General features: G+C 71.2%; 17 protein-coding genes. All 17 read left to right on the top strand.

Translation table 11 applies throughout. The annotated features are described in order from the left end of the window. The first annotated feature begins 84 nt into the window (after positions 1–84). On the top strand, positions 85–942 hold the full coding sequence (locus tag ACQEVU_RS25165) for an STAS domain-containing protein (protein WP_433335062.1): 858 nt from the start codon (positions 85–87) through the stop codon (positions 940–942). Continuing rightward, a complete protein-coding gene (locus ACQEVU_RS25170; RefSeq protein ID WP_433327567.1) occupies positions 942–1343 on the top strand; it encodes an STAS domain-containing protein in 402 nt (133 codons plus the stop codon). Before ACQEVU_RS25165 ends, ACQEVU_RS25170 begins: the two co-directional genes overlap by 1 nt. Then, positions 1336–1755 (top strand): ATP-binding protein, encoded by a 420-nt coding sequence (locus ACQEVU_RS25175; protein WP_433327569.1) that lies wholly within the window; start codon positions 1336–1338, stop codon positions 1753–1755. Before ACQEVU_RS25170 ends, ACQEVU_RS25175 begins: the two co-directional genes overlap by 8 nt. Beyond that, positions 1752–2789 carry an ATP-binding protein gene (locus tag ACQEVU_RS25180; protein ID WP_433327571.1) on the top strand — a complete coding sequence of 346 codons (1038 nt, stop codon included), beginning with the start codon at positions 1752–1754 and terminating at the stop codon, positions 2787–2789. The genes ACQEVU_RS25175 and ACQEVU_RS25180 overlap by 4 nt, the downstream gene beginning before the upstream one ends. Further along, complete coding sequence (locus ACQEVU_RS25185; protein WP_433327573.1) at positions 2786–4486, top strand: ATP-binding protein; 1701 nt, start codon at positions 2786–2788, stop codon at positions 4484–4486. Before ACQEVU_RS25180 ends, ACQEVU_RS25185 begins: the two co-directional genes overlap by 4 nt. After that, positions 4483–6054, top strand: a complete 1572-nt coding sequence (locus ACQEVU_RS25190) for a SpoIIE family protein phosphatase (RefSeq protein WP_433327575.1) — start codon at positions 4483–4485, stop codon at positions 6052–6054. Before ACQEVU_RS25185 ends, ACQEVU_RS25190 begins: the two co-directional genes overlap by 4 nt. Before the next feature lie 63 nt (positions 6055–6117). Further along, complete coding sequence (locus ACQEVU_RS25195) at positions 6118–6378, top strand: Prokaryotic metallothionein (protein WP_433327577.1); 261 nt, start codon at positions 6118–6120, stop codon at positions 6376–6378. Positions 6379–6463: 85 nt separating this feature from the next. Further along, complete coding sequence (gene ppgK, locus ACQEVU_RS25200) at positions 6464–7234, top strand: polyphosphate--glucose phosphotransferase (RefSeq protein WP_433327579.1); 771 nt, start codon at positions 6464–6466, stop codon at positions 7232–7234. 38 nt (positions 7235–7272) lie between these two features. After that, entirely contained in the window at positions 7273–8790 is a 1518-nt protein-coding gene (locus ACQEVU_RS25205) for a protein kinase domain-containing protein (RefSeq protein ID WP_433327581.1), read from the top strand. A gap of 263 nt (positions 8791–9053) precedes the next feature. Further along, on the top strand, positions 9054–10073 hold the full coding sequence (locus ACQEVU_RS25210; RefSeq protein WP_433327583.1) for a LacI family DNA-binding transcriptional regulator: 1020 nt from the start codon (positions 9054–9056) through the stop codon (positions 10071–10073). 165 nt (positions 10074–10238) lie between these two features. Further along, a complete protein-coding gene (locus ACQEVU_RS25215; protein WP_433335064.1) occupies positions 10239–11894 on the top strand; it encodes an ABC transporter substrate-binding protein in 1656 nt (551 codons plus the stop codon). Positions 11895–12001: 107 nt separating this feature from the next. Then, positions 12002–13129 (top strand): ABC transporter ATP-binding protein, encoded by a 1128-nt coding sequence (locus ACQEVU_RS25220; RefSeq protein WP_433327585.1) that lies wholly within the window; start codon positions 12002–12004, stop codon positions 13127–13129. Further along, positions 13126–14106: an ABC transporter permease gene (locus tag ACQEVU_RS25225; RefSeq protein WP_433327587.1), complete on the top strand. Its 981-nt coding sequence runs from the start codon at positions 13126–13128 to the stop codon at positions 14104–14106. Before ACQEVU_RS25220 ends, ACQEVU_RS25225 begins: the two co-directional genes overlap by 4 nt. Positions 14107–14109: 3 nt before the next feature. After that, positions 14110–15156 carry an ABC transporter permease gene (locus ACQEVU_RS25230; RefSeq protein ID WP_433327589.1) on the top strand — a complete coding sequence of 349 codons (1047 nt, stop codon included), beginning with the start codon at positions 14110–14112 and terminating at the stop codon, positions 15154–15156. Further along, the gene (locus tag ACQEVU_RS25235) at positions 15153–16166 is read left to right on the top strand and encodes an ABC transporter ATP-binding protein (protein ID WP_433327591.1); all 1014 of its coding nucleotides are present in this window, start codon (positions 15153–15155) and stop codon (positions 16164–16166) included. The genes ACQEVU_RS25230 and ACQEVU_RS25235 overlap by 4 nt, the downstream gene beginning before the upstream one ends. Before the next feature lie 43 nt (positions 16167–16209). After that, positions 16210–17619, top strand: coding sequence for a GH1 family beta-glucosidase (locus ACQEVU_RS25240; protein ID WP_433327593.1), 1410 nt, complete (start codon positions 16210–16212; stop codon positions 17617–17619). Positions 17620–17651: 32 nt separating this feature from the next. Beyond that, positions 17652–18851: a DNA polymerase IV gene (dinB, locus tag ACQEVU_RS25245; RefSeq protein ID WP_433327595.1), complete on the top strand. Its 1200-nt coding sequence runs from the start codon at positions 17652–17654 to the stop codon at positions 18849–18851. The last annotated feature ends 94 nt before the right edge of the window (positions 18852–18945 follow it).

The following is an 18945-nucleotide window of genomic DNA, read 5'->3' on the forward strand; positions in this document are numbered from 1 at the left end:
AAATAGGTGTCTGCGTTCGCCACGGCCGCGAGCGGGCGGTACCGTCCAGTGCGAATCGTGCGAATTCGTAGGGGGAATGTGCGGGTGAAGGTGAACGCCGAGGCCAAACAGCGACTCAGCGAGTTGCTGCGTTCCCACGAGGACGACATCCTGAGTCGCTGGTTGCAGATCGCCGCGCGGACGCTGCGGCGCCGGCTCACCGACGCTGAGCTGAACCGCCAGATCCGCGAGGTGTACTCCGCGCTGCTGGGCATGCTCGACGGTGACGGGGACGGCGAGCTCACCGGGTCGCACGGCGGCGAGTCGCGGGCCGCGCTCGGCGAGCTGTCCCGGTCGTGGGCCCGGCAGGGTTTCACACCCACGGAGACGGCCAACCTCGTGTTCACGATCAAGGAGGTCGTCCTCGGGCTGGCCGAGACCGAGGCGGCCGACCAGGTCCCCGCCGACTTCCTGGTGCTGTCGCTGCTCGTGGACGAGATGGGCCTGTACACGTTCGAGACGTGGGCGAAGGCCCGGGAGGCGATCATCGCCGACCAGACCGAGCAGTTGCTGGAGCTGTCCACGCCGGTGGTGAAGCTGTGGGACGGCGTCGTGGCGGTGCCGCTGGTCGGGACGCTGGACTCGGCGCGGGCGCAGGTGGTGATGGAGAAGCTGCTGCAGACGCTGGTCGACACCGGGTCGGGGTACGCGATCGTCGACATCACCGGCGTGCCGGCGGTGGACACGCAGGTGGCGCAGCACATCCTCAAGACCGTGGTGGCGGCGCGGCTGATGGGTGCGGAGTGCATCATCTCCGGCATCCGGCCGCAGATCGCGCAGACCGTGGTGGCGCTGGGCATCGAGTTCGGTGACATCGCGACGAAGGCGTCGCTCGCCGACGCGCTCGTGCACGCGCTGCGGGCCGGCGGCGTGGAGTTCGTCAAGCGCGGCCGGGGCGCCTGATGGACCGGGTGCCCGTCCTCAAGATCGGCGACATCCTGCTGGTATCGATCCAGATCGACCTCGACGACCAGACGGCGCTGCAGCTGCAGGAGGACCTGTCCGACCGGATCGTGGCCACCGGGGCGCACGGCGTGGTCATCGACATCTCGGCGCTGGAGATCGTCGACTCGTTCATCGGGCGGATGCTGTCGACGATCGCGGCGGTGTCGCGGGTCCTCGACGCCGAGACGGTCGTGGTCGGGATGCGCCCGGCGGTGGCGATCACGCTGGTGGAGCTGGGGCTGTCGCTCAACGGGGTGCGCACCGCGCTGAACGTCGACAAGGCCCTGGAGATCCTGGCCGAGGCCAAGCAGGTGTACGGCGTCGGGTTGCTGTCCGTGCCCGAGGACGACGTTGTCTGACTTCGGTGCCGACACCCCGGCGCAGCGGCTGGAGATCGCCGACGACAAGGACGTCGTGCGGGTCCGGCAGGCGGTGCGCGTCGCCGCCGTGGCCGCGAAGCTCCCGCTGGTCGACCAGACGAAACTCGTGACCGCGGCCAGCGAGCTGGCCCGCAACACGCTGATCCACGGCGGCGGCGGGTATGCGACGGTGGCCGGCGTCCACAACGGCCGGCGGGCCGGGGTGCGGGCCGACTTCGTCGACGAGGGTCCGGGGATCGCGGACCTGGGGCTGGCGTTCACGGACGGCTACACCACCGGCTCGGGTCTGGGTCTGGGCCTGTCGGGGTCGCGGCGGCTGGTCGACGAGTTCGAGATCGACACGAAGCCCGGCGGCGGTACACGCGTGTCGGTAACCAAGTGGGCGCGGTGAGCGCGGTCGGCGCACCCCCCACGGTCGAGGAGCTGGGCTGGCTCGCGGTCGACGACGCCGGCGCCGCCGCGATCGCCAAGCGGGTCGCGGTCGACGGCGCGCGCCGGCTCGGGTTCAGCGAGCAGCGGGCCGGCGAGGTGGCGATCGTCGCGGCGGAGCTGGCGTCGAACCTGCACCGTCACGCCGACGCCGGTGCGCTGTCGGTGCGGCTGCTGCGCCGCGGTGAGGTCGGCGGTATCGAGCTCGTCGCGGTCGACAGCGGTCCCGGCATGGTGGATCTGCCGTTCAGCTCGCTGGACGGGCATTCCACGGCGGGTACCCTCGGCATCGGTCTCGGCGCGGTGCAGCGGCTGTCGGATCGGGCGGGCGGCTATTCGGAGCCGGGCCGGGGCACGGTGTTTGCGGCGCAGCTGTGGCCGCATGACCGGATGCCGGCCGGGTTGCCGCCGGTGGCGGGGCTGTCGCGGCCGATCACCGGGGAGAAGGTGTGCGGGGACCGGTTCGCGGCGCGGGCGGTGGTTGAGGACGGGTCGCTGCTGGTGCTGGTGGCCGACGGGCTGGGGCACGGTCCGCTGGCGGCGGCGGCGTCGGCGGCGGTCGTGGACGCGTTTCTGGCCTCGTCGTTGTCGGCGCCGGGGGCGTTGATCGAGCATCTGCACCGGTCGGTGTCGCACACGCGCGGGGCGGCGGTGTCGGTGGCGCGGGTGGGCGGCGGGTCGGTGGTGTTCGCGGGGCTGGGCAATGTGGCCGGGACGATCGCGTTTCCCGATGGGGAGCGGCGGGGCATGGTGAGCATGCCGGGGATCGTCGGGCACCAGTCGCGTGGCGTGCGCGAGTTCGTGTACGACCTGCCGGCCGAGGGGGTCGTGGTGCTGCACTCCGACGGGGTGTCGGATCGGTGGAGCCTGCGTGAGCATCCGGGGCTCGCGCGGCGGGACCCGCTGCTGGTGGCGGCGACCCTGTTGCGTGACGCTGGGGTGCGTCGCGACGATGCGTGCGTGGCGGTTGCGCGTGGCGGCGGTGAGCCGGGGTGAGCGCCGAGCCGCTGCTGCGGATGGTTCTCAGCGAGGATCATGACGTGTTCGTGCTGCGCCAGCGGGGTCGGGAGGTGGCGGCCGCGCTGGGCATGGAGTACCAGGATCAGGTGCGGGTGGCGACGGCGCTGAGCGAGATCGGGCGGCTGGTGCCGGGCGCCGTGGTGACGTTCTCGGCGGCCGTCGAGCCCCGCCCTCACCTGGCCATTGTTGTCTCGTCGACGCGGTTGGGTATGGAGATCGCTGACGGTGTCGCGGCGGCGGCGAGGCTGATGGATGAGGTGCGGGTGGACGACGAGCGGATCGTGCTGACGCGGCGCCTGGCCGGCCGGGCCGACGCGGAGCGGCTCGATCGGGTCCGCGACGAGTTGGCGGCGAGCGTGCCGACGACGGCGTTGGACGAGCTCAGTGTGCAGAACCGGCAGCTGGTCGCGGCGCTGGAGCAGGTGCAGGCGCACCGGGACGAGCTGCTGCAGCTCAATGCGGAGCTGGAGGAGACGAACAAGGGCGTCATGGCGCTGTACACCCAGCTGTCGGAGGAGCTGGAGCAGACCAACCAGGGTGTGGTGGCGCTGTATGCGGAGCTGGATGAGCGTTCGGCGCAGCTGCGGGAGGCCAACGAGGCCAAGAGCCGGTTCCTGGCGAACGTGTCGCATGAGCTGCGGGCGCCGGTGACGGCGATCATCGGGTTGACGCGGCTGCTGCTGGATCCGCGTTCGGAGCCGCTGAGCGGTGAGCAGACGCATCAGCTGGAGCTGGTGCAGGGCTCGGCGGCGGATCTGCTGGCGCGGGTGAACGACCTGCTGGATCTGGCGAAGGCGGAGTCGGGGCGGATCGAGCCGGCGTGGGGGCCGGTCGACCTGGCGGCGGTGTTCGGGCAGCTGCGGGGCACGCTGCGGCCGCTGGCGCGGCCGGACGTGCAGCTGGAGGTGTCCGAGCCGCCGGTGGCGGACCTGGTCAGCGACGAGATGCTGCTGACGCAGATCCTGCGGAACCTGCTGACGAATGCGTTGAAGTTCACCGATGCCGGTTCGGTCGGCATGAGTGGCTGGGTGGACGGTGAGCGGTTGCGTATCGCGGTCGCGGACACGGGCATCGGGATTCCGTACGCCGAGCAGGCCCGGGTGTTCGAGGAGTTCCATCAGGTGCGTGGTGCCCGGCAGGCGGGCGGGACGGGTCTGGGGTTGCCGTATGCGCGGCGGTTGGCGGCGTTGCTGGGTGGGGCGCTGAGCCTGGTCAGCGAGCCGGGGGAGGGCAGCACGTTCACGCTGGAGCTGCCGTTGCGCCCGCCGCGGCCGGAGGGGGCGGCGGAGCCGGCGGGGCCGTTGCCGCATGTGGAGCGGGCGCTGATCGTCGATGACGACCCGGCGGCGCGGCAGCTGATGCGGCGGCTGCTGGCGGGGATCGCGGACGAGGTGAGCGAGGCCGCGGATGTGCGCTCGGGGCTGGCGATCGCGGCGCGGCAGCGCCCGGCGGTGATTTTCCTGGATCTGCGGATGCCGGGGGGTGACGGCACGCAGCTGCTGGCGGGGCTGGCCGCGGACCGGGCGCTGGACGGCGTGGTGGTGTTCGTGGTGACGGGCGCGGATGTGTCGCAGTTGCGGCCGCAGGAGCTGGCGCGGGCGCGGGCGGTGGTGGGCAAGGAGGGGTTGACCCGGCAGGCGGTCGTCGATCTCGTGGCCGGGCTCGCGCGGTGAGCGGAGCCGCCGACATCCTGGTCGTCGACGACAGCCCGTCGAAGCGGTACGTCATCACGAGTTGGCTGCGCCGGGACGGGCATCGGGTAACCGAGGCGGCGACGGGCGCGGAGGCGCTGGCGTTGCTGCACGATGCGGCGACGCCGACGGAGCTGGTGGTGCTGGACGTGCGGCTGCCGGACATCGACGGGTTCGAGGTGGCGGAGCGGATCAAGGAGGATCCGCGGACGGCGGCGGTGCCGGTGATCCACATCTCGGCGACGGCGGTGCATGCGGTGGATCGCACGCAGGGGCTGACGCGGGGCGCCGATGCGTACCTGGCGGAGCCGATCGACCCGGACGAGCTGCTGGCGACGGTGGGTGCGCTGTTGCGGTACTCGCGGGCGAGGCACCGCGCGGAGCGGCTGGCGGGGCGGCTGACGCGCCTGGTGGAGACGACGGCGGCGATCAACGCGGCGACGAGCCTGCCGCAGCTGCTGCGCCTGGGGGCGGCGGGGGCGGCGCGGGTGTTCGACGGGCCGGCGGCGGTGGCCGCGGCGTCGCCGGAGACCGGTGCGCTGGCGGTGCAGGTCGATGCGGTCGCGGCGTTGCCGGTGGTGCGGCCGGCGAGCCGGGTGGAGTTCGAGGTCGATCCGCTCGGCGGGCGGCCGGGGACGGAGCTGTTCGGGCAGGACGGCGGGCCGTGGTGGGACGCGCCGGTGTGCCGGGTGGTGGCGCGGGCGAAGCAGGGCCGGGAGCCGTTGCACATCGTGGTGCCGGCGGCGGGGTTCGGTGACGACGACGCGGACGTGCTGCGTCAGCTGGGGCAGGCGATGGCGCTGGCGGTGGAGGCGTTGCGCAGCTACGACGAGGAGCGGCGCACGGCGCTGACGTTGCAGCGCAGCATGCTGCCGCCGTCGTTGCCGCCGGTGCCGGGTTATGACGTGGCGGTGCGGTACCGGCCGGCGGGCGATCACGCGTACGTCGGCGGCGACTTCTACGAGATCGTCGCGGTGCAGGGGCATGTCGTGGCGGCGATCGGCGACGTGGCGGGGCATTCGCTGCGCGCGGCGACGATCATGGCGGAGGTGCGGCATGCGCTGCGGGCGTATCTGGCGGAGGATCACGCGCCGGGACTGACGCTGGAGCGGCTGAACCGGATGATGCTGCGGTTCCTGCCGGAGGAGATCGTGACGATGTGCCTGCTGCGCATCGAGCTGTCCACCGGTGCGATCCGGATGGCGAACGCGGGCCATCCGCCGCCGCTGCTGGTTGCCGGGTCGGATGTGCGCCTTGTGGAGGGGCGGGTGGCGCTGCTCGGGGTGCCGACGCCGCACGACGCGGAGACGCAGTTCGTGCTGGGGCGGGGGGAGTCGCTGGTGCTGGTGACCGACGGGCTGATCGAGCGGCGGGGGTACACCTTCAACCAGGGTCTGGAGCGGTTGCAGGCGGCGCTGGTGGCGGGCATGTCCCGGGACGCGGGGGCGGTGGACCTCGAGGCGGTGTGCGACGCGCTGCTGGCGGGGCTGGGTGAGGACACCGACGACGACGTGGCGCTGCTGGTGATCCGGCGGGGGATTTCGGGCTGATCCGGTGGCGGCGGCCGGGCGGGGCGGTGAGGCTTCGGGCAGGCCAACCAACGGGGGATTGACATGGCGGTCTGCGAGACCTGCGGCAACGACTACTACATGGCGTTCGAGGTGCGTACCGTCGGCGGCGGTTCGCACACGTTCGACTCGTTCGAGTGTGCGATCCACAAGCTGGCGCCGGTGTGTGAGCACTGCGGTACGCGGATCGTGGGGCACGGCTCGGAGGTGTCGGGGCGGTTCTACTGCTGCGCGCACTGTGCCCGTTCGGCGGACGCGGCGGCCGGGTCCGAGATCCGGGATGCGGTCGGGGCGTATCCGGGCTGAGCGCTTCCCCCGGTGATCATCGCTCCTGCACGCCATGATTGGGTTGCTTCAAGTAGGTGGAGCCTCATGGCGTGAAGGAGCTGCTGTGGTCGTGCTGGGAATCGACATCGGTGGGTCGGGGATCAAGGGTGCGCCGGTCGACCTGGCCACGGGCGAGTTCACGGCCGATCGGGTGCGTATCGAGACGCCGCAGCCGGCCGACGTCGACAGTGTGGTGCGGACGGTGGCCGCGGTGGCGAAGTCGTTCGACCCGGCGGCGAGCGTCGGCATCACGTTCCCGGCCGTGGTGCAGCACGGGGTGACGAAGACGGCCGCGAACGTTGACGCGTCGTGGGTGGACGCGCCGGCGCAGCGGCTGTTCGCCGAGGCGCTGGGGCGGCCGGTGACGGTGCTCAACGACGCGGACGCGGCCGGGGTGGCGGAGCTGGAGTACGGCGCCGGCAAGGGCGTGAACGGCCTGGTCGTCATGGTCACGTTCGGCACCGGCATCGGTTCGGCGCTGTTCATCGACGGGCGGCTGGTGCCGAACACGGAGCTGGGGCACCTGCAGATGAGCGGGCTGCACCTGCACGGCGGCGATGCGGAGGACTACGCCTCGGACCGCATCCGCGAGAGCGAGGACCTGAGTTGGCCCGACTGGGCGGAGCGGGTGCAGACGTACCTGCGGCATCTGCACGCCCTGCTGTGGCCGGACCTGATCATCATCGGTGGCGGGGTCAGCAAGAAGGCGGACCGCTACCTGCATCTGGTGGACGTGCCGACGAAGGTGGTGCCGGCGGCGCTGCAGAACAACGCCGGGATCGTCGGGGCGGCGCTGCTGGCCGCGCGCAACGCGGGGGTTGTCGCCGGCGGGTGATTTCGCCGCATGTGCGCGGGTGAGGCACCATGGCATCCATGGGGGACCCGCCCGCGCCGCTGCGCGCCGGCGACCCGGCCGCGGTCGGGTCGTACCGGCTGCTCGGCGTGCTCGGGGTCGGCGGGATGGGCACCGTGTATCTGGCGGAGGCGCCCGACGGCCGCCGGGTGGCGCTGAAGGTCATCAACCCGGCGTTGCACGGCGACCCGATGTTCCGGCACCGCTTCGCCGCCGAGGCGGCCGCGGCGTCGCGGGTCGCCGGGTTCTGCACCGCGCGGGTCCTGGACGTCGACCTGGACGGGCCGGTGCCGCATCTGGTCACCGAGTACGTGATGGGCCCGTCGCTGCACGACTACGCGACCGCGAACGGGCCGCTGGCCGGTCAGGTGGAGGCGGTCGCGGTCGGGGTGGCGGCGGCGCTGACGGCCATCCACGCGGTCGGGCTGGTGCATGCCGACCTGAGCCCCCGTAACGTGCTGCTGTCGCCGTTCGGGCCGAAGGTCGTCGACTTCGGGGTGGCCCGGCTGCTCGGGCAGGGCGGTGCGGGCCACGGCCCGAACTTCGGCACGCCGGGCTGGCTGGCGCCGGAGCAGGTGCGCGGGTGGCCGCCGAGCCAGGCCACCGACGTGTACGCGTGGGGGCTGCTCGTCGCCTGGGCGGGCACGGGCCGCATGCCGGTGCCGGAGGGCACGACCGGCCTCGACGGCCTCGACGCGTCGCTGGCCGGGGTCGTGCGCCGGGCGCTGCACGAGGACCCGGACCGCCGGCCCACGGCCCGTCAGGTGCTGCTGGCCCTCGTCGGCCAGGACGATCCGGCGGCCGCGCAGGTCGCCGCGACGGTGCGTCCGGTGGGCCGGGCGCCGGCATCGTTCGCGAGGGGTGCGGCGGCGGTGTCGCCGCCGACGCAGCGTTTCGCCGCCCCGGTCCCGGGGACACGGGTCGACCCGGCCGGGCGGCACCCGGCGCCGTTGCCGCCGCCTCCACCGCCGCCGCGGCGGCGCCCGCGCCGGGTCGGGCGGGGCGTCGCCACCGTCGTGGCCTTGGCGGCGCTGCTGGCCTGCCTGCTGGGCGGGCTGAAGCTGGCCGAGAGCGCGGGCCGCGGCGCGCAGGCCGGCGACCGGCCCGCGCCGGCGTCGTCGCCTCCGCCGAAGCCGTCGCCGAAGCCGAGCCCGACGGTGACCGACGGGAAGCTGCGCTTCTCGGTCGTGAGGTTCTCGTGCGGGGTGAAGGAGGTCGGCGACTGGCCGCTGATGCAGAAGCCGAAGGGCGGCCAGTTCTGCCTGGTCGACCTGAAGGTGGAGAACACCGGCGACAGCAAGGGCCGGCTGTGGATCGGCAACCAGAAGCTGCGCGACTCCGGCGGCACGGAGTACGACCCGGATGCGTGGTCGCTGCTGTACTACGACAAGACCCGGCCGCTGGCCAACGACATCGGGCCGGGGGAGACGGTGCAGGGCACGCTCGTCTACGACGTGCCGGCGGGGCTGAAGTTCACCGAGCTGCGGGTGCGATCCGGGCTCGTGGGCGGTTCCAGCAGCTCACTGAAGCTGTCCTGAAACCAGTGAGAGCGCTCCATGGGAGCGCTACCGCCATGGTCACGCTTGGGCCGCCGGTGCGGCCGCAAGCGCATTGACGGTGATCCCGAGCAAACACCATGGCGCAGGGCGATGGCAAGGGTTGCCGGGTCGTTAAGTTTCGTTACATCCGTGTTATTGACACCACTGTCCGCGATCCGATTAAGTGTGCCGGAACCGGTTGCGGAACCGGTTCCAGAACACGCTCTCTTGCCAGAAAGCGCTCTCACCGGAAGGATCGCGGCGTGCCGATAACCATCGCCGATGTCGCGGCACGAGCGGGGGTCAGCAAGACCACCGTCTCGCGGGTGCTCAACGGCAAAGGAGAGGTCGACGAGGCGACCGCGGCACGGGTTCGCACGGTCATCGACGAGCTGGGCTACGTGCCCAGCGCGCGGGCGGTCAACCTGGCCCGGGGGCACACCCGGGTCATCGGGATGCTCGTGCCGTCGCTGACCTGGCCATGGATGGGTGAGGTCGTGCAGGGCGCGGTGGACGTCGTGGAGTCGGAGGGATACGGGTTGCTGCTGTTCACGTGCAACCGCGGCGCCGAGTCCATGCGGCAGTTCTCCGCGCAGGTCTCCGGCAAGGCGTTCGACGGCCTGCTGGCCATCGAGCCCGAGGGGACGCTGGACTATCTCGCCGATCTGTACGCCGGCGGGCTGCCGGTGGTGCTCATCGACGATCGCGGCGACAAGCCGCTGATGCCGTCGGTGGCGACCACCAACCGGGCGGGCGGCTCGCTCGCCGCCCGGCACCTCGTGGAGATCGGCCGGCGGCGGCCCCTGGTCATCACCGGCTCCGAGAAGTTCGGCTGCACACAGGACCGGCTCGGCGGCTTCGCGGACGTGTTCGCGGCGGCCGGCGCGCCGATCGACCCCCGGCTCGTCATCGAGGGGGACTTCACCTACGAATGCGGCGCGGTCTCCGTCCAGCGGGCGCTGGACGACGGGCTGCAGTTCGACGCCGTGTTCGCGCACAACGACCTGTCCGCCGCCGGCGCCCTGCAGGCGCTGCGCATCGCGGGCCGCTCGGTGCCGCAGGACGTGGCCCTGGTGGGCTTCGACGACATCCTGCAGTCGGCGCACACCGAGCCGCCGCTGACCACGGTCCGCCAGCCCATGCGCCAGATGGGCGAGATGGCGGCCCGACGGCTCATCGCCCATTTCGACGGCACGCCGCTCACGGCGGAGCCGAACATTCTGTCCACCACGCTCGTCGTGCGCGGCTCGACCGTGCCGGCGCAGCCCGAGCGCAACACCTGAAGTTTCGTCACGCCGCACCACTGGGCGGGACCGGCCGCAAAGGTCCCGTCGTCATACCCGAGATGTGTAACTGTCCGCCCCACCTATCGATGCAGGCACCGTCCTCTCGATGCAGGTACCAAAGGAGACACCCCCGTGTTGACCAGACGCTCCGTTCTGCTCGGCATGGCCGGTTTGCTGGCCACGTCGACGACCCTGGCTGCGTGCGGCGACTCGCCGAACCAGAACAAGGACAATGGTGCTGCCAAGACGACGGTGCTGACCGTCGGCATGCCCAACGGCCCGCTCACCGAGAACGAGAACCCGTTCCTCACCACCTCGGCGGGCGCCAAGGACGGCTACCGCTGGGTGATCTACGAGCCGCTCATGATGTGGAACCCGGTCAAGCCGGCGGACCCGATGAAGCCGTGGCTGGCGACCAAGGCGGAGTGGAACAAGGACTACACCTCCGTCGTCGTCTCCATCCGCGACAACGCCACATGGTCCGACGGCGAGAAGGTCACCGCCGACGACGTCGCGTACACGTACAAGCTGGTCCGTGACAACGAGGCCCTCAACTCCGGCGGCGTGCCGATCGCCGACGCGACGGTCAGCGGCTCGGACGTGACCATCACGTTCAAGACCCCGCAGTTCGTCAGCCAGCAGAAGGCCATCGCGCAGATCCCGATCGTGCCCAAGCACATCTGGGAGAAGGTCGCCGACCCCAAGACCGAGGCCAACAAGAACCCGATCGGCTCCGGGCCGTACACGCTGAAGTCCTTCACCCCGCAGACCACGACCCTGACGGTCCGCGACAAGGGCTACTGGCAGACGCTGCCGCAGGTCAAGGAGCTGCGGTACACGTCCTACGCCGACAACAACGCGCAGACCACGGCCCTGGCCAACGGCGAGTGCGAGTGGAGCTTCGTCTTCATCCCCAACGTGAAGACGGTCTTCATCGACAAGGACGCCGCGAACCACAAGATCTGGGCGCCGCCGGTCCTGGGCATCCACGGCCTGTACATCAACACCACCAAGGCCCCGTTCAACGACCCGAAGCTGCGCGTCGCGATGGGCATGGTCATCAACCGCGACGACATCTTCAACACCGCCGAGGCCGGCTACTTCCACCCGCTGGTCAAGAGCGTGACGGGCCTGCCCTCGCCCGCCGGTGACGCCTACGTCTCCGACGAGTACAAGGGCAAGGACTACAAGATCGACGTCGAGGGCGCGAAGGCCCTGCTCACCGGCGCCGGCTACAAGCTCGACGGCAACACGCTCAAGGACCCGTCGGGCAAGGCGGTCACCCTGACGCTCACCGACCCGGCCGGTTGGTCGGACTACCAGACCTCGCTGGAGATCGTGAAGGCCAACCTGGCCCAGATCGGCATCCAGGCCACGGTCGACAAGGCCAACCAGGACGCGTGGTTCAAGAACGTCGAGGCCGGCCAGTTCGACGCCGCGTTCCGCTGGACCGACGGCGGCTCGACCCCGTACGACATCTACCGCACGGTGATGGACGGCGACCAGCTCAAGCCGATCGGCACCGCCTCCCCGGCCGCGAACTTCGGCCGCTTCGACAGCAAGGAGGCCACCGCGGCGCTGCGCGCCTACGCGGCCGCCACGGACGACGCGGCCCGCAAGACCGCGCTCGCCACGCTGCAGAAGATCTTCGTCGAGCAGGCCCCGATGATCCCGGTCGGTGCCGACAACATCGGTGCCGCGTACAGCGCCAAGAACTGGACGGGCTGGCCGGACGACGCCAACCCGTACGGCGCGGCCCAGCCGACCCAGGCCAACGCCCTGGACGTCATCCTGCACCTCAAGCCGTCCGGCTCCTGACCGGCTCGGAAATGTTCTGACACCGCTCCCCGGACGGCCGCTTGCGCCGCCGTCCGGGGAGCGGTACCCCATGAGGACACGACACCCTTGAGACAGGACCATCGGCAATGACGTTGAGCGAGAGCCCGGCGGCGCCGGTCGGCGAGGTGGTGCTGGAGGCCGAGGGCCTGACCAAGCACTTCCCCGTCCGGCGGAAGCTGAGCGACATCTTCACCGGCAAGCGAGCCGTCGTGCACGCGGTCGACGACGTTTCCCTCACCCTGCGCCGCGGCAGGGTCACCGCACTGGTGGGCGAGTCCGGCTCCGGAAAGTCGACCGTCGCCCGGCTCTTCGCGCAGCTCTACCCCCGCACCGGCGGTGACCTGCGCCTGCACGGTCAGACGACGAAGGTTCACGGCGGGCGCCGGTTCCGTGAGTACGTCAGCCGCGTCCAGCTCATCTTCCAGGACCCGTTCGGCTCGCTCAACCCGGTGCACACCGTCCGCTACCACCTGACCCGGGCGCTGAAGATCCACGGCAACGCCGGCAAGTCGGCCGAGGAGCTCGAGGCCGCCCTCGCCGCGCTGCTGACCCGGGTGGCGCTGACGCCGCCCGAGCGCTACATCGACAAGTTCCCGCACGAGCTGTCCGGCGGGCAGCGCCAGCGCGTGGCGATCGCCCGCGCCCTCGGCGCCGACCCCGAGGCGCTGCTGGCCGACGAGCCGGTGTCGATGCTCGACGTGTCGATCCGCCTGGGCATCCTCAACCTGCTGCGCGACCTCAAGGAGCGGCTCAACCTCGCCATCCTGTACATCACGCACGACATCGCCTCGGCGCGGTACTTCGCCGACGAGACGATGGTGATGTACGCCGGGCGCATGGTCGAGGGCGGCGACAGCGAGTCGGTCACGCAGAACCCCGCGCACCCCTACACCCGGCTGCTCATCGAGTCCGCGCCGGACCCCGACCGCATCGCCGGCATCGCCGACGCGTCGGCCAAGGACCGGGGCAACGGCGAGCCGCCGAGCCTGATCCGGCCCCCGTCCGGCTGCCGGTTCCACCCCCGCTGCCCGCACGCGATGAAGCGGTGCACCGTCGACCTCCCGCCGCGCCTGGACGTCGGTGGCGAGCCCGGCCACTGGGCGGCCTGCTGGCTCTACGACGCAGAGACGGTCGCCAAGGAAGGCGTCGGCTCGGCCGCCGACCCGTCGATCCCCACGCCGCCGGCGCTGCACCTGCCGGAGGAGGCACGATGAAGTTCATTCTGCAACGCCTCGCGTTCTACCTGTTCACGGCCTGGGCCGCGATCACGATCAACTTCTTCATCCCGCGGATGATCCCGGGCGACCCGATCAGCTCGTTCCTGGCCCGCAACCAGGGCGCGGTGTCCTCCGACGCGATCCAGTCGCTGCGGGTGCTGTTCGGCATGGACAAGGAACAGAGCCTCTGGCAGCAGTACCTCGACTACTGGAACCAGCTGCTGCACGGCGACCTCGGCCTGTCCTTCAACTTCTTCCCGTCGACGGTCGGCGAGGTCATCAAGTCGAGCCTGCCGTGGACGATCGGCCTGGTCGGCATCACCACCGTGCTGAGCTTCGCGATCGGCACGACGCTGGGCATCGGCGCCGGCTGGCGGCGCGGCACCTGGATCGACGGCCTGCTGCCGGCCACGACGTTCCTGTCGTCGGTGCCGTACTTCTGGCTCGGCCTCGTCTTCATCGCCGTGTTCACCGGGCCGGGCAGCTTCTTCCCGTCGTCCGGCGGCTACACCCCGGGCCTGGTGCCGTACCTGGACGGCACCTTCATCGGCTCGGCGATCAACCACAGCGTGCTGCCGGCGTGCACGATCCTGCTGTCGTCGATGAGCGGCTGGATCCTCGGCATGCGCAACATGATGGTGACGGTGTCGGCCGAGGACTACATCACCGTCGCCCACGCCAAGGGCCTGTCGGAGCGGCGCGTCGCCTTCAGCTACGCCGCCCGCAACGCCCTGCTGCCCAACATCTCCGCGTTCGCGCTCTCGCTGGGCTTCATCGTCGGCGGCACCCTGCTGGTGGAGATCGTGTTCTCCTACCCCGGCGTCGGCTACCAGCTCTTCCAGGCCGTCGGCGCCCACGACTACCCGCTGATGCAGGGCATCTTCCTGGTCATCACCATCTCGGTGCTGGTCGCCAACCTGCTCGCGGACGTGGCCTACACGCTGCTGGACCCGCGCACCCGAAAGGCAGGCTGAGCGATGACCGCCACCCCCTCGAGCATCGAGCAGGTCATCCCCGGGCAGGGCGCGATGGCCCAGCCGGACGCCGCGCCGGCGGGCAAGAAGGCCAAGCGCAAGCGGTTCCGGTTCATCGCCAACGGCAAGTCCGCCACCGGGCTGGTCATTCTCGCCATCTACGTGCTGTTCGCGATCATCGGCCCGTGGGTCGCGCCATACGACCCGGACAAGATCACCTCGGAGGTGATCCAGGCGCCGTCGGCGAAGCACTGGTTCGGCACCACGCACCTGGGCCAGGACATCTTCAGCCAGCTGCTGGCCGGCACCCGCAGCGTCGTGTTCGTCGGCGCGGTCGCCGGGATCGTCGCCACGATCCTGTCGGTCCTCGTCGGTGTCACCGCCGGCTACCTCGGCGGCATCGCCGACGAGATCCTCTCCGTGCTGTCCAACGTGTTCCTGGTCATCCCCGGCCTGCTGCTGATCATCATCATCTGCACGTCGCTGCCGCACGTCAACGACCTCACCGTCGCCCTGGTCATCGGGTTGACGAGCTGGTCGTGGGGGTCACGGGTGCTGCGCGCGCAGACACTGTCCCTGCGCCGCCGCGACTACGTCGACGCGGCCCGCGCCACCGGCGAGAAGACGTGGCGGATCATCTTCTTCGAGATCCTGCCGAACCTGACCGCGATCATCGCCTCCGGCTTCATCGGCACCGTCATCTACGCGGTGCTGTCGGAGATCACGCTCGCGTTCATCGGCATCTCCTCGGTGTCGTCGTGGAACTGGGGCACCATCCTGTTCTGGGCGCAGGGCCAGCAGGCCCTCGCGCAGGGCGCCTGGTGGTGGTTCGTCCCCGCGGGCCTGGCCATCGCCATCCTCGGCACCGCGCTGAGCCTGGTGAACTTCGGCATCGACGAGTTCGTCAGCCCGCGGCTGCGTACCTCCGGGCAGGGCCCGAAGCGCACCAGCACCGGCGAGCGGGTCCGGATGAAGGTCGGCTTCACCCCCGTGATCCGGCCCGTCGAGCCGACCGGGAACATCCAGATGAAAGACGGTGCCGAGCGATGACCCAGGTCCTCACCAGGCCGCTGCTGGAGATCAAAAACCTCAACGTCGACTACGGCCTCGGCGACGAGGCGGTCCACGCGGTGCGCGACGTGAACCTCACCATCCACCGCGGCGAGGTCGTCGGCCTCGCCGGGGAGAGCGGCAGCGGCAAGTCGACCCTGGCCTACGGCGTCACCCGGCTGCTGCCGCCGCCCGGTGTCGTGGCCGGCGGCCAGGTCACCTACCACCCGCCGACGGGCGACCCGTTCGACGTGCTCAGCCTCTCCCACGCGGAACTGCGCAAGTTCCGCTGGGCGGAGACGTCGATCGTGTTCCAGGGCGCGATGAACTCGCTCAACCCGGTACACAAGATCGACATCCAGATGATGGACGCGATCAAGGCGCACGAGCCGGGCCTGTCCAAGGCCGCCCGGCTCGACCGGGCCAAGGAGATGCTGCGCCTGGTCGGCATCGCCGAGGACCGCCTCGAGTCGTACCCGCACCAGCTCTCCGGCGGCATGCGCCAGCGCGTCATGATCGGCATGGCGCTGGCGCTGGAGCCGCAGCTGGTCATCATGGACGAGCCGACGACCGCGCTCGACGTCGTCATGCAGCGCCAGATCCTCGGCCAGCTCGTCGAGCTGCGCGAGCGGCTGGGCTTCTCGGTGCTGTTCATCACCCACGACCTGTCGCTGCTCGTCGAGTTCAGCGACCGGATCGCGATCATGTACGGCGGGCGGATCGTCGAGGAGGCCCCGTCCGCCGACATCTACCGCGACCCGCTGCACCCGTACAGCGTCGGCCTGCTGCGCTCGTTCCCGGCGCTGCGCGGCGCCCGGCGAGAGCTGGCCGGCATCCCCGGCTCCCCGCCGGACCTGCGCGGCATGCCGTCCGGGTGCGCGTTCCACCCGCGCTGCCCGAAGCGCTTCGAGCCGTGCGACAAGGAGATCCCGGTCCTGGGCAAGCCCGACGACCACGTCGGCGCCGCCCGTTCGGTGGCGTGCTGGCTGCATCCGGTCACCGCCGGATAGCCCCGCGCCGCCGCATCATCAATCACCGCACACCAGGAGAACCATGGACACGACCGCGACCCCCCTCGATCTTGCGAACCCGATCGCCACGCTCCCGCCCTCGTTCCGCTGGGGTGTGGCGACCTCGGCCTACCAGATCGAGGGCGCGGTCGACGAGGGCGGGCGCACCCGGTCCATCTGGGACACCTTCTGCGAGGTCCCCGACGCCATCGACAAGGGCGACACCGGTGAGGTCGCGTGCGACCACTACCACCGCATGCCCCAGGACGTGGCGCTCATCCGGGACCTCGGCGTCGACCTGTACCGCTTCTCCGTGGCCTGGCCGCGCGTGCAGCCGCGCGGCCGGGGCCCGGTCAACCCCGAGGGCATCGGCTTCTACGACCGCCTCACCGACGAGCTGCTCGCCAACGGCATCGAGCCGTGGGTGACGCTGTACCACTGGGACCTGCCCCAGGAGCTCGAGGACGCCGGCGGCTGGCCGGCGCGCGACACCGCCTACCGCTTCGCCGACTACAGCATGATGGTCTTCGACGCGCTGCAGGACCGCATCAAGACGTGGACGACGCTCAACGAGCCGTGGTGCTCGGCGATGCTCGGCTACGCCTACGGCGCCCACGCCCCCGGCCGGCGCGACTTCGCCGCCAGCATGCACGCGGTCCACCACCTGCTGCTCGGCCACGGCCTGGCCACCCAGCGGATGCGCGCGGCCAGCCAGGACGCCGAAGGGCGGGCCCGGCACGAGTTCGGCATCACCCTCAACATGGGCGTGTCGACCCCGCAGACCGACTCGGCCGCCGACCGCGACGCCGCCCGCCGCTCCGACGCGCTGGGCACCCGCATCTACCTCGACCCGCTCGTGCACGGCCGCTACCCGCAGGACCTCGTCGAGGACCTGGCCCGCCGCGGCATCACGCTGCCCGTGCAGGACGGCGACCTCGAGGTCATCAGCACCCCGCTGGACGTGCTCGGCGTCAACTACTACTTCTCCGAAACGGTCTCCGGCGTCGACGAGGACGGCAACGACACCGACGGCGACGGGCTGCCCGTCACCCGGGTCATCCCGACCGGCCGGCCGATCACCGCGATGGGCTGGGAGATCGTCCCCGAGGGCTTCACGCAGCTGCTGACGCGGCTGTACCACGACTACCGCCTGCCGATCTACGTCACCGAGAACGGCTCGGCGTTCGACGACGAGCCCGACGAGACGGGCTACGTCGACGACGAGAACCGGGTGGCGTACTTCGACTCCCACATCGGCGCCGTCGCGCTGGCCCGCCAGCAGGGCGCCGACATCCGCGGCTACTTCGCGTGGTCGCTGATGGACAACTTCGAGTGGGCGTACGGCTACGACAAGCGCTTCGGCATCGTGCGGGTCGACTACGACACGCAGGAGCGCACCCCGAAGCGCTCGGCGCACTGGTACCGCGACACGATCCGCTCGTTGCGCGCCTAGTATTCCCAGCTCACCGCGCCCTATGCGAACATATGTTCGTGCCGGGCGGTGGTGCCAACATCCTGCACGCTGACCTCGACGCGTTCTACGCCTCCGTCGAGCAGCGTGACGACCCCCGCCTGCGCGGCCGACCGGTCATCGTGGGCGGGGGCGTCGTGCTGGCGTGCAGCTACGAGGCGAAGCGCCGCGGGGTGCGCACCGCGATGGGCGGCCGGCAGGCGCGGGCGCTGTGCCCGGAGGCGGTGGTGGTGCCGCCGCGGATGTCGGCGTACTCGGCGGCGTCGAAGGCCGTCTTCGAGATCTTCCGCGACACGACCCCGGTCGTGGAGGGCCTGTCGATCGACGAGGCGTTCCTGGACGTGGGCGGGCTGTACCGCATCGCCGGCGCCCCGGTCGGCATCGCCGAGCGGCTGCGGGCCCGGGTCCGCGCCGAGGTCGGCCTGGCCATCACGGTCGGCGTGGCCCGCACGAAGTTCCTGGCGAAGGTGGCCAGCGGCGTCGCCAAGCCCGACGGGCTGCTGCTCGTGCCGCCGGAGGAGGAGTTGCGGTTCCTGCACCGGCTGCCGGTCGAGCGGCTGTGGGGCGTCGGGACGGTCACCGCGGCGAAGCTGCACGCGCACCGGGTCACGACCGTCGGGCAGGTCGCCCGCCTCGGCCAGGCCACGCTGATCTCGATGCTCGGGGAGGGGCAGGGCCGCCACCTCGACGCGCTGGCCCACAACCGCGACCCGCGCAAGGTCGTCGTCGGCCGCCGGCGCCGCTCGATCGGCGCGCAGCGCGCCCTTGGCCGCGGCCCGCATCCGCGCCCGTTCGTCGAGGCGGTCCTGGCCGACCTCGTCGACCGCGTCTCCCGCCGGATGCGCTCGGCCGGCCGCACGGGCCGCACCGTGGTGCTGCGGCTGCGCTTCGGCGACTTCACGCGGGCCACCCGCTCGCACACCCTGTCCCGGCCGACGTCGCACACGCAGACGCTCCTGGATGCGGTACACCGGCTGCACGCCGCATCGGTGTCCGACATCGCCAACCGCGGCCTGACCCTGGTCGGCATCGCGGTGGCGAACCTCGACGACGACGGTTCGCGGCAGCTGGAGCTGCCGTTCGACGTCACGTCCGGCGCGGAGCTGGACTCGGCGATGGACCAGGTCCGCAACCGCTTCGGCTCGGCGGCGCTCACGCGCGCGTCCATGCTCGGCCGCCGCCAGGGCCCGACGGTCCCGCTCCTGCCGGACTAGTGTTTTCCTAGCATCCTAGGATGCCTTAGGCAGCGTGCCTGACGGCACGCAAACACCAGTACGATCGGCGCTTCGCGCCGAACTACGCCTACAA

It is taken from the genome of Dactylosporangium sp. CA-139066 (assembly GCF_050936175.1).
Lineage (GTDB): Bacteria > Actinomycetota > Actinomycetes > Mycobacteriales > Micromonosporaceae > Dactylosporangium.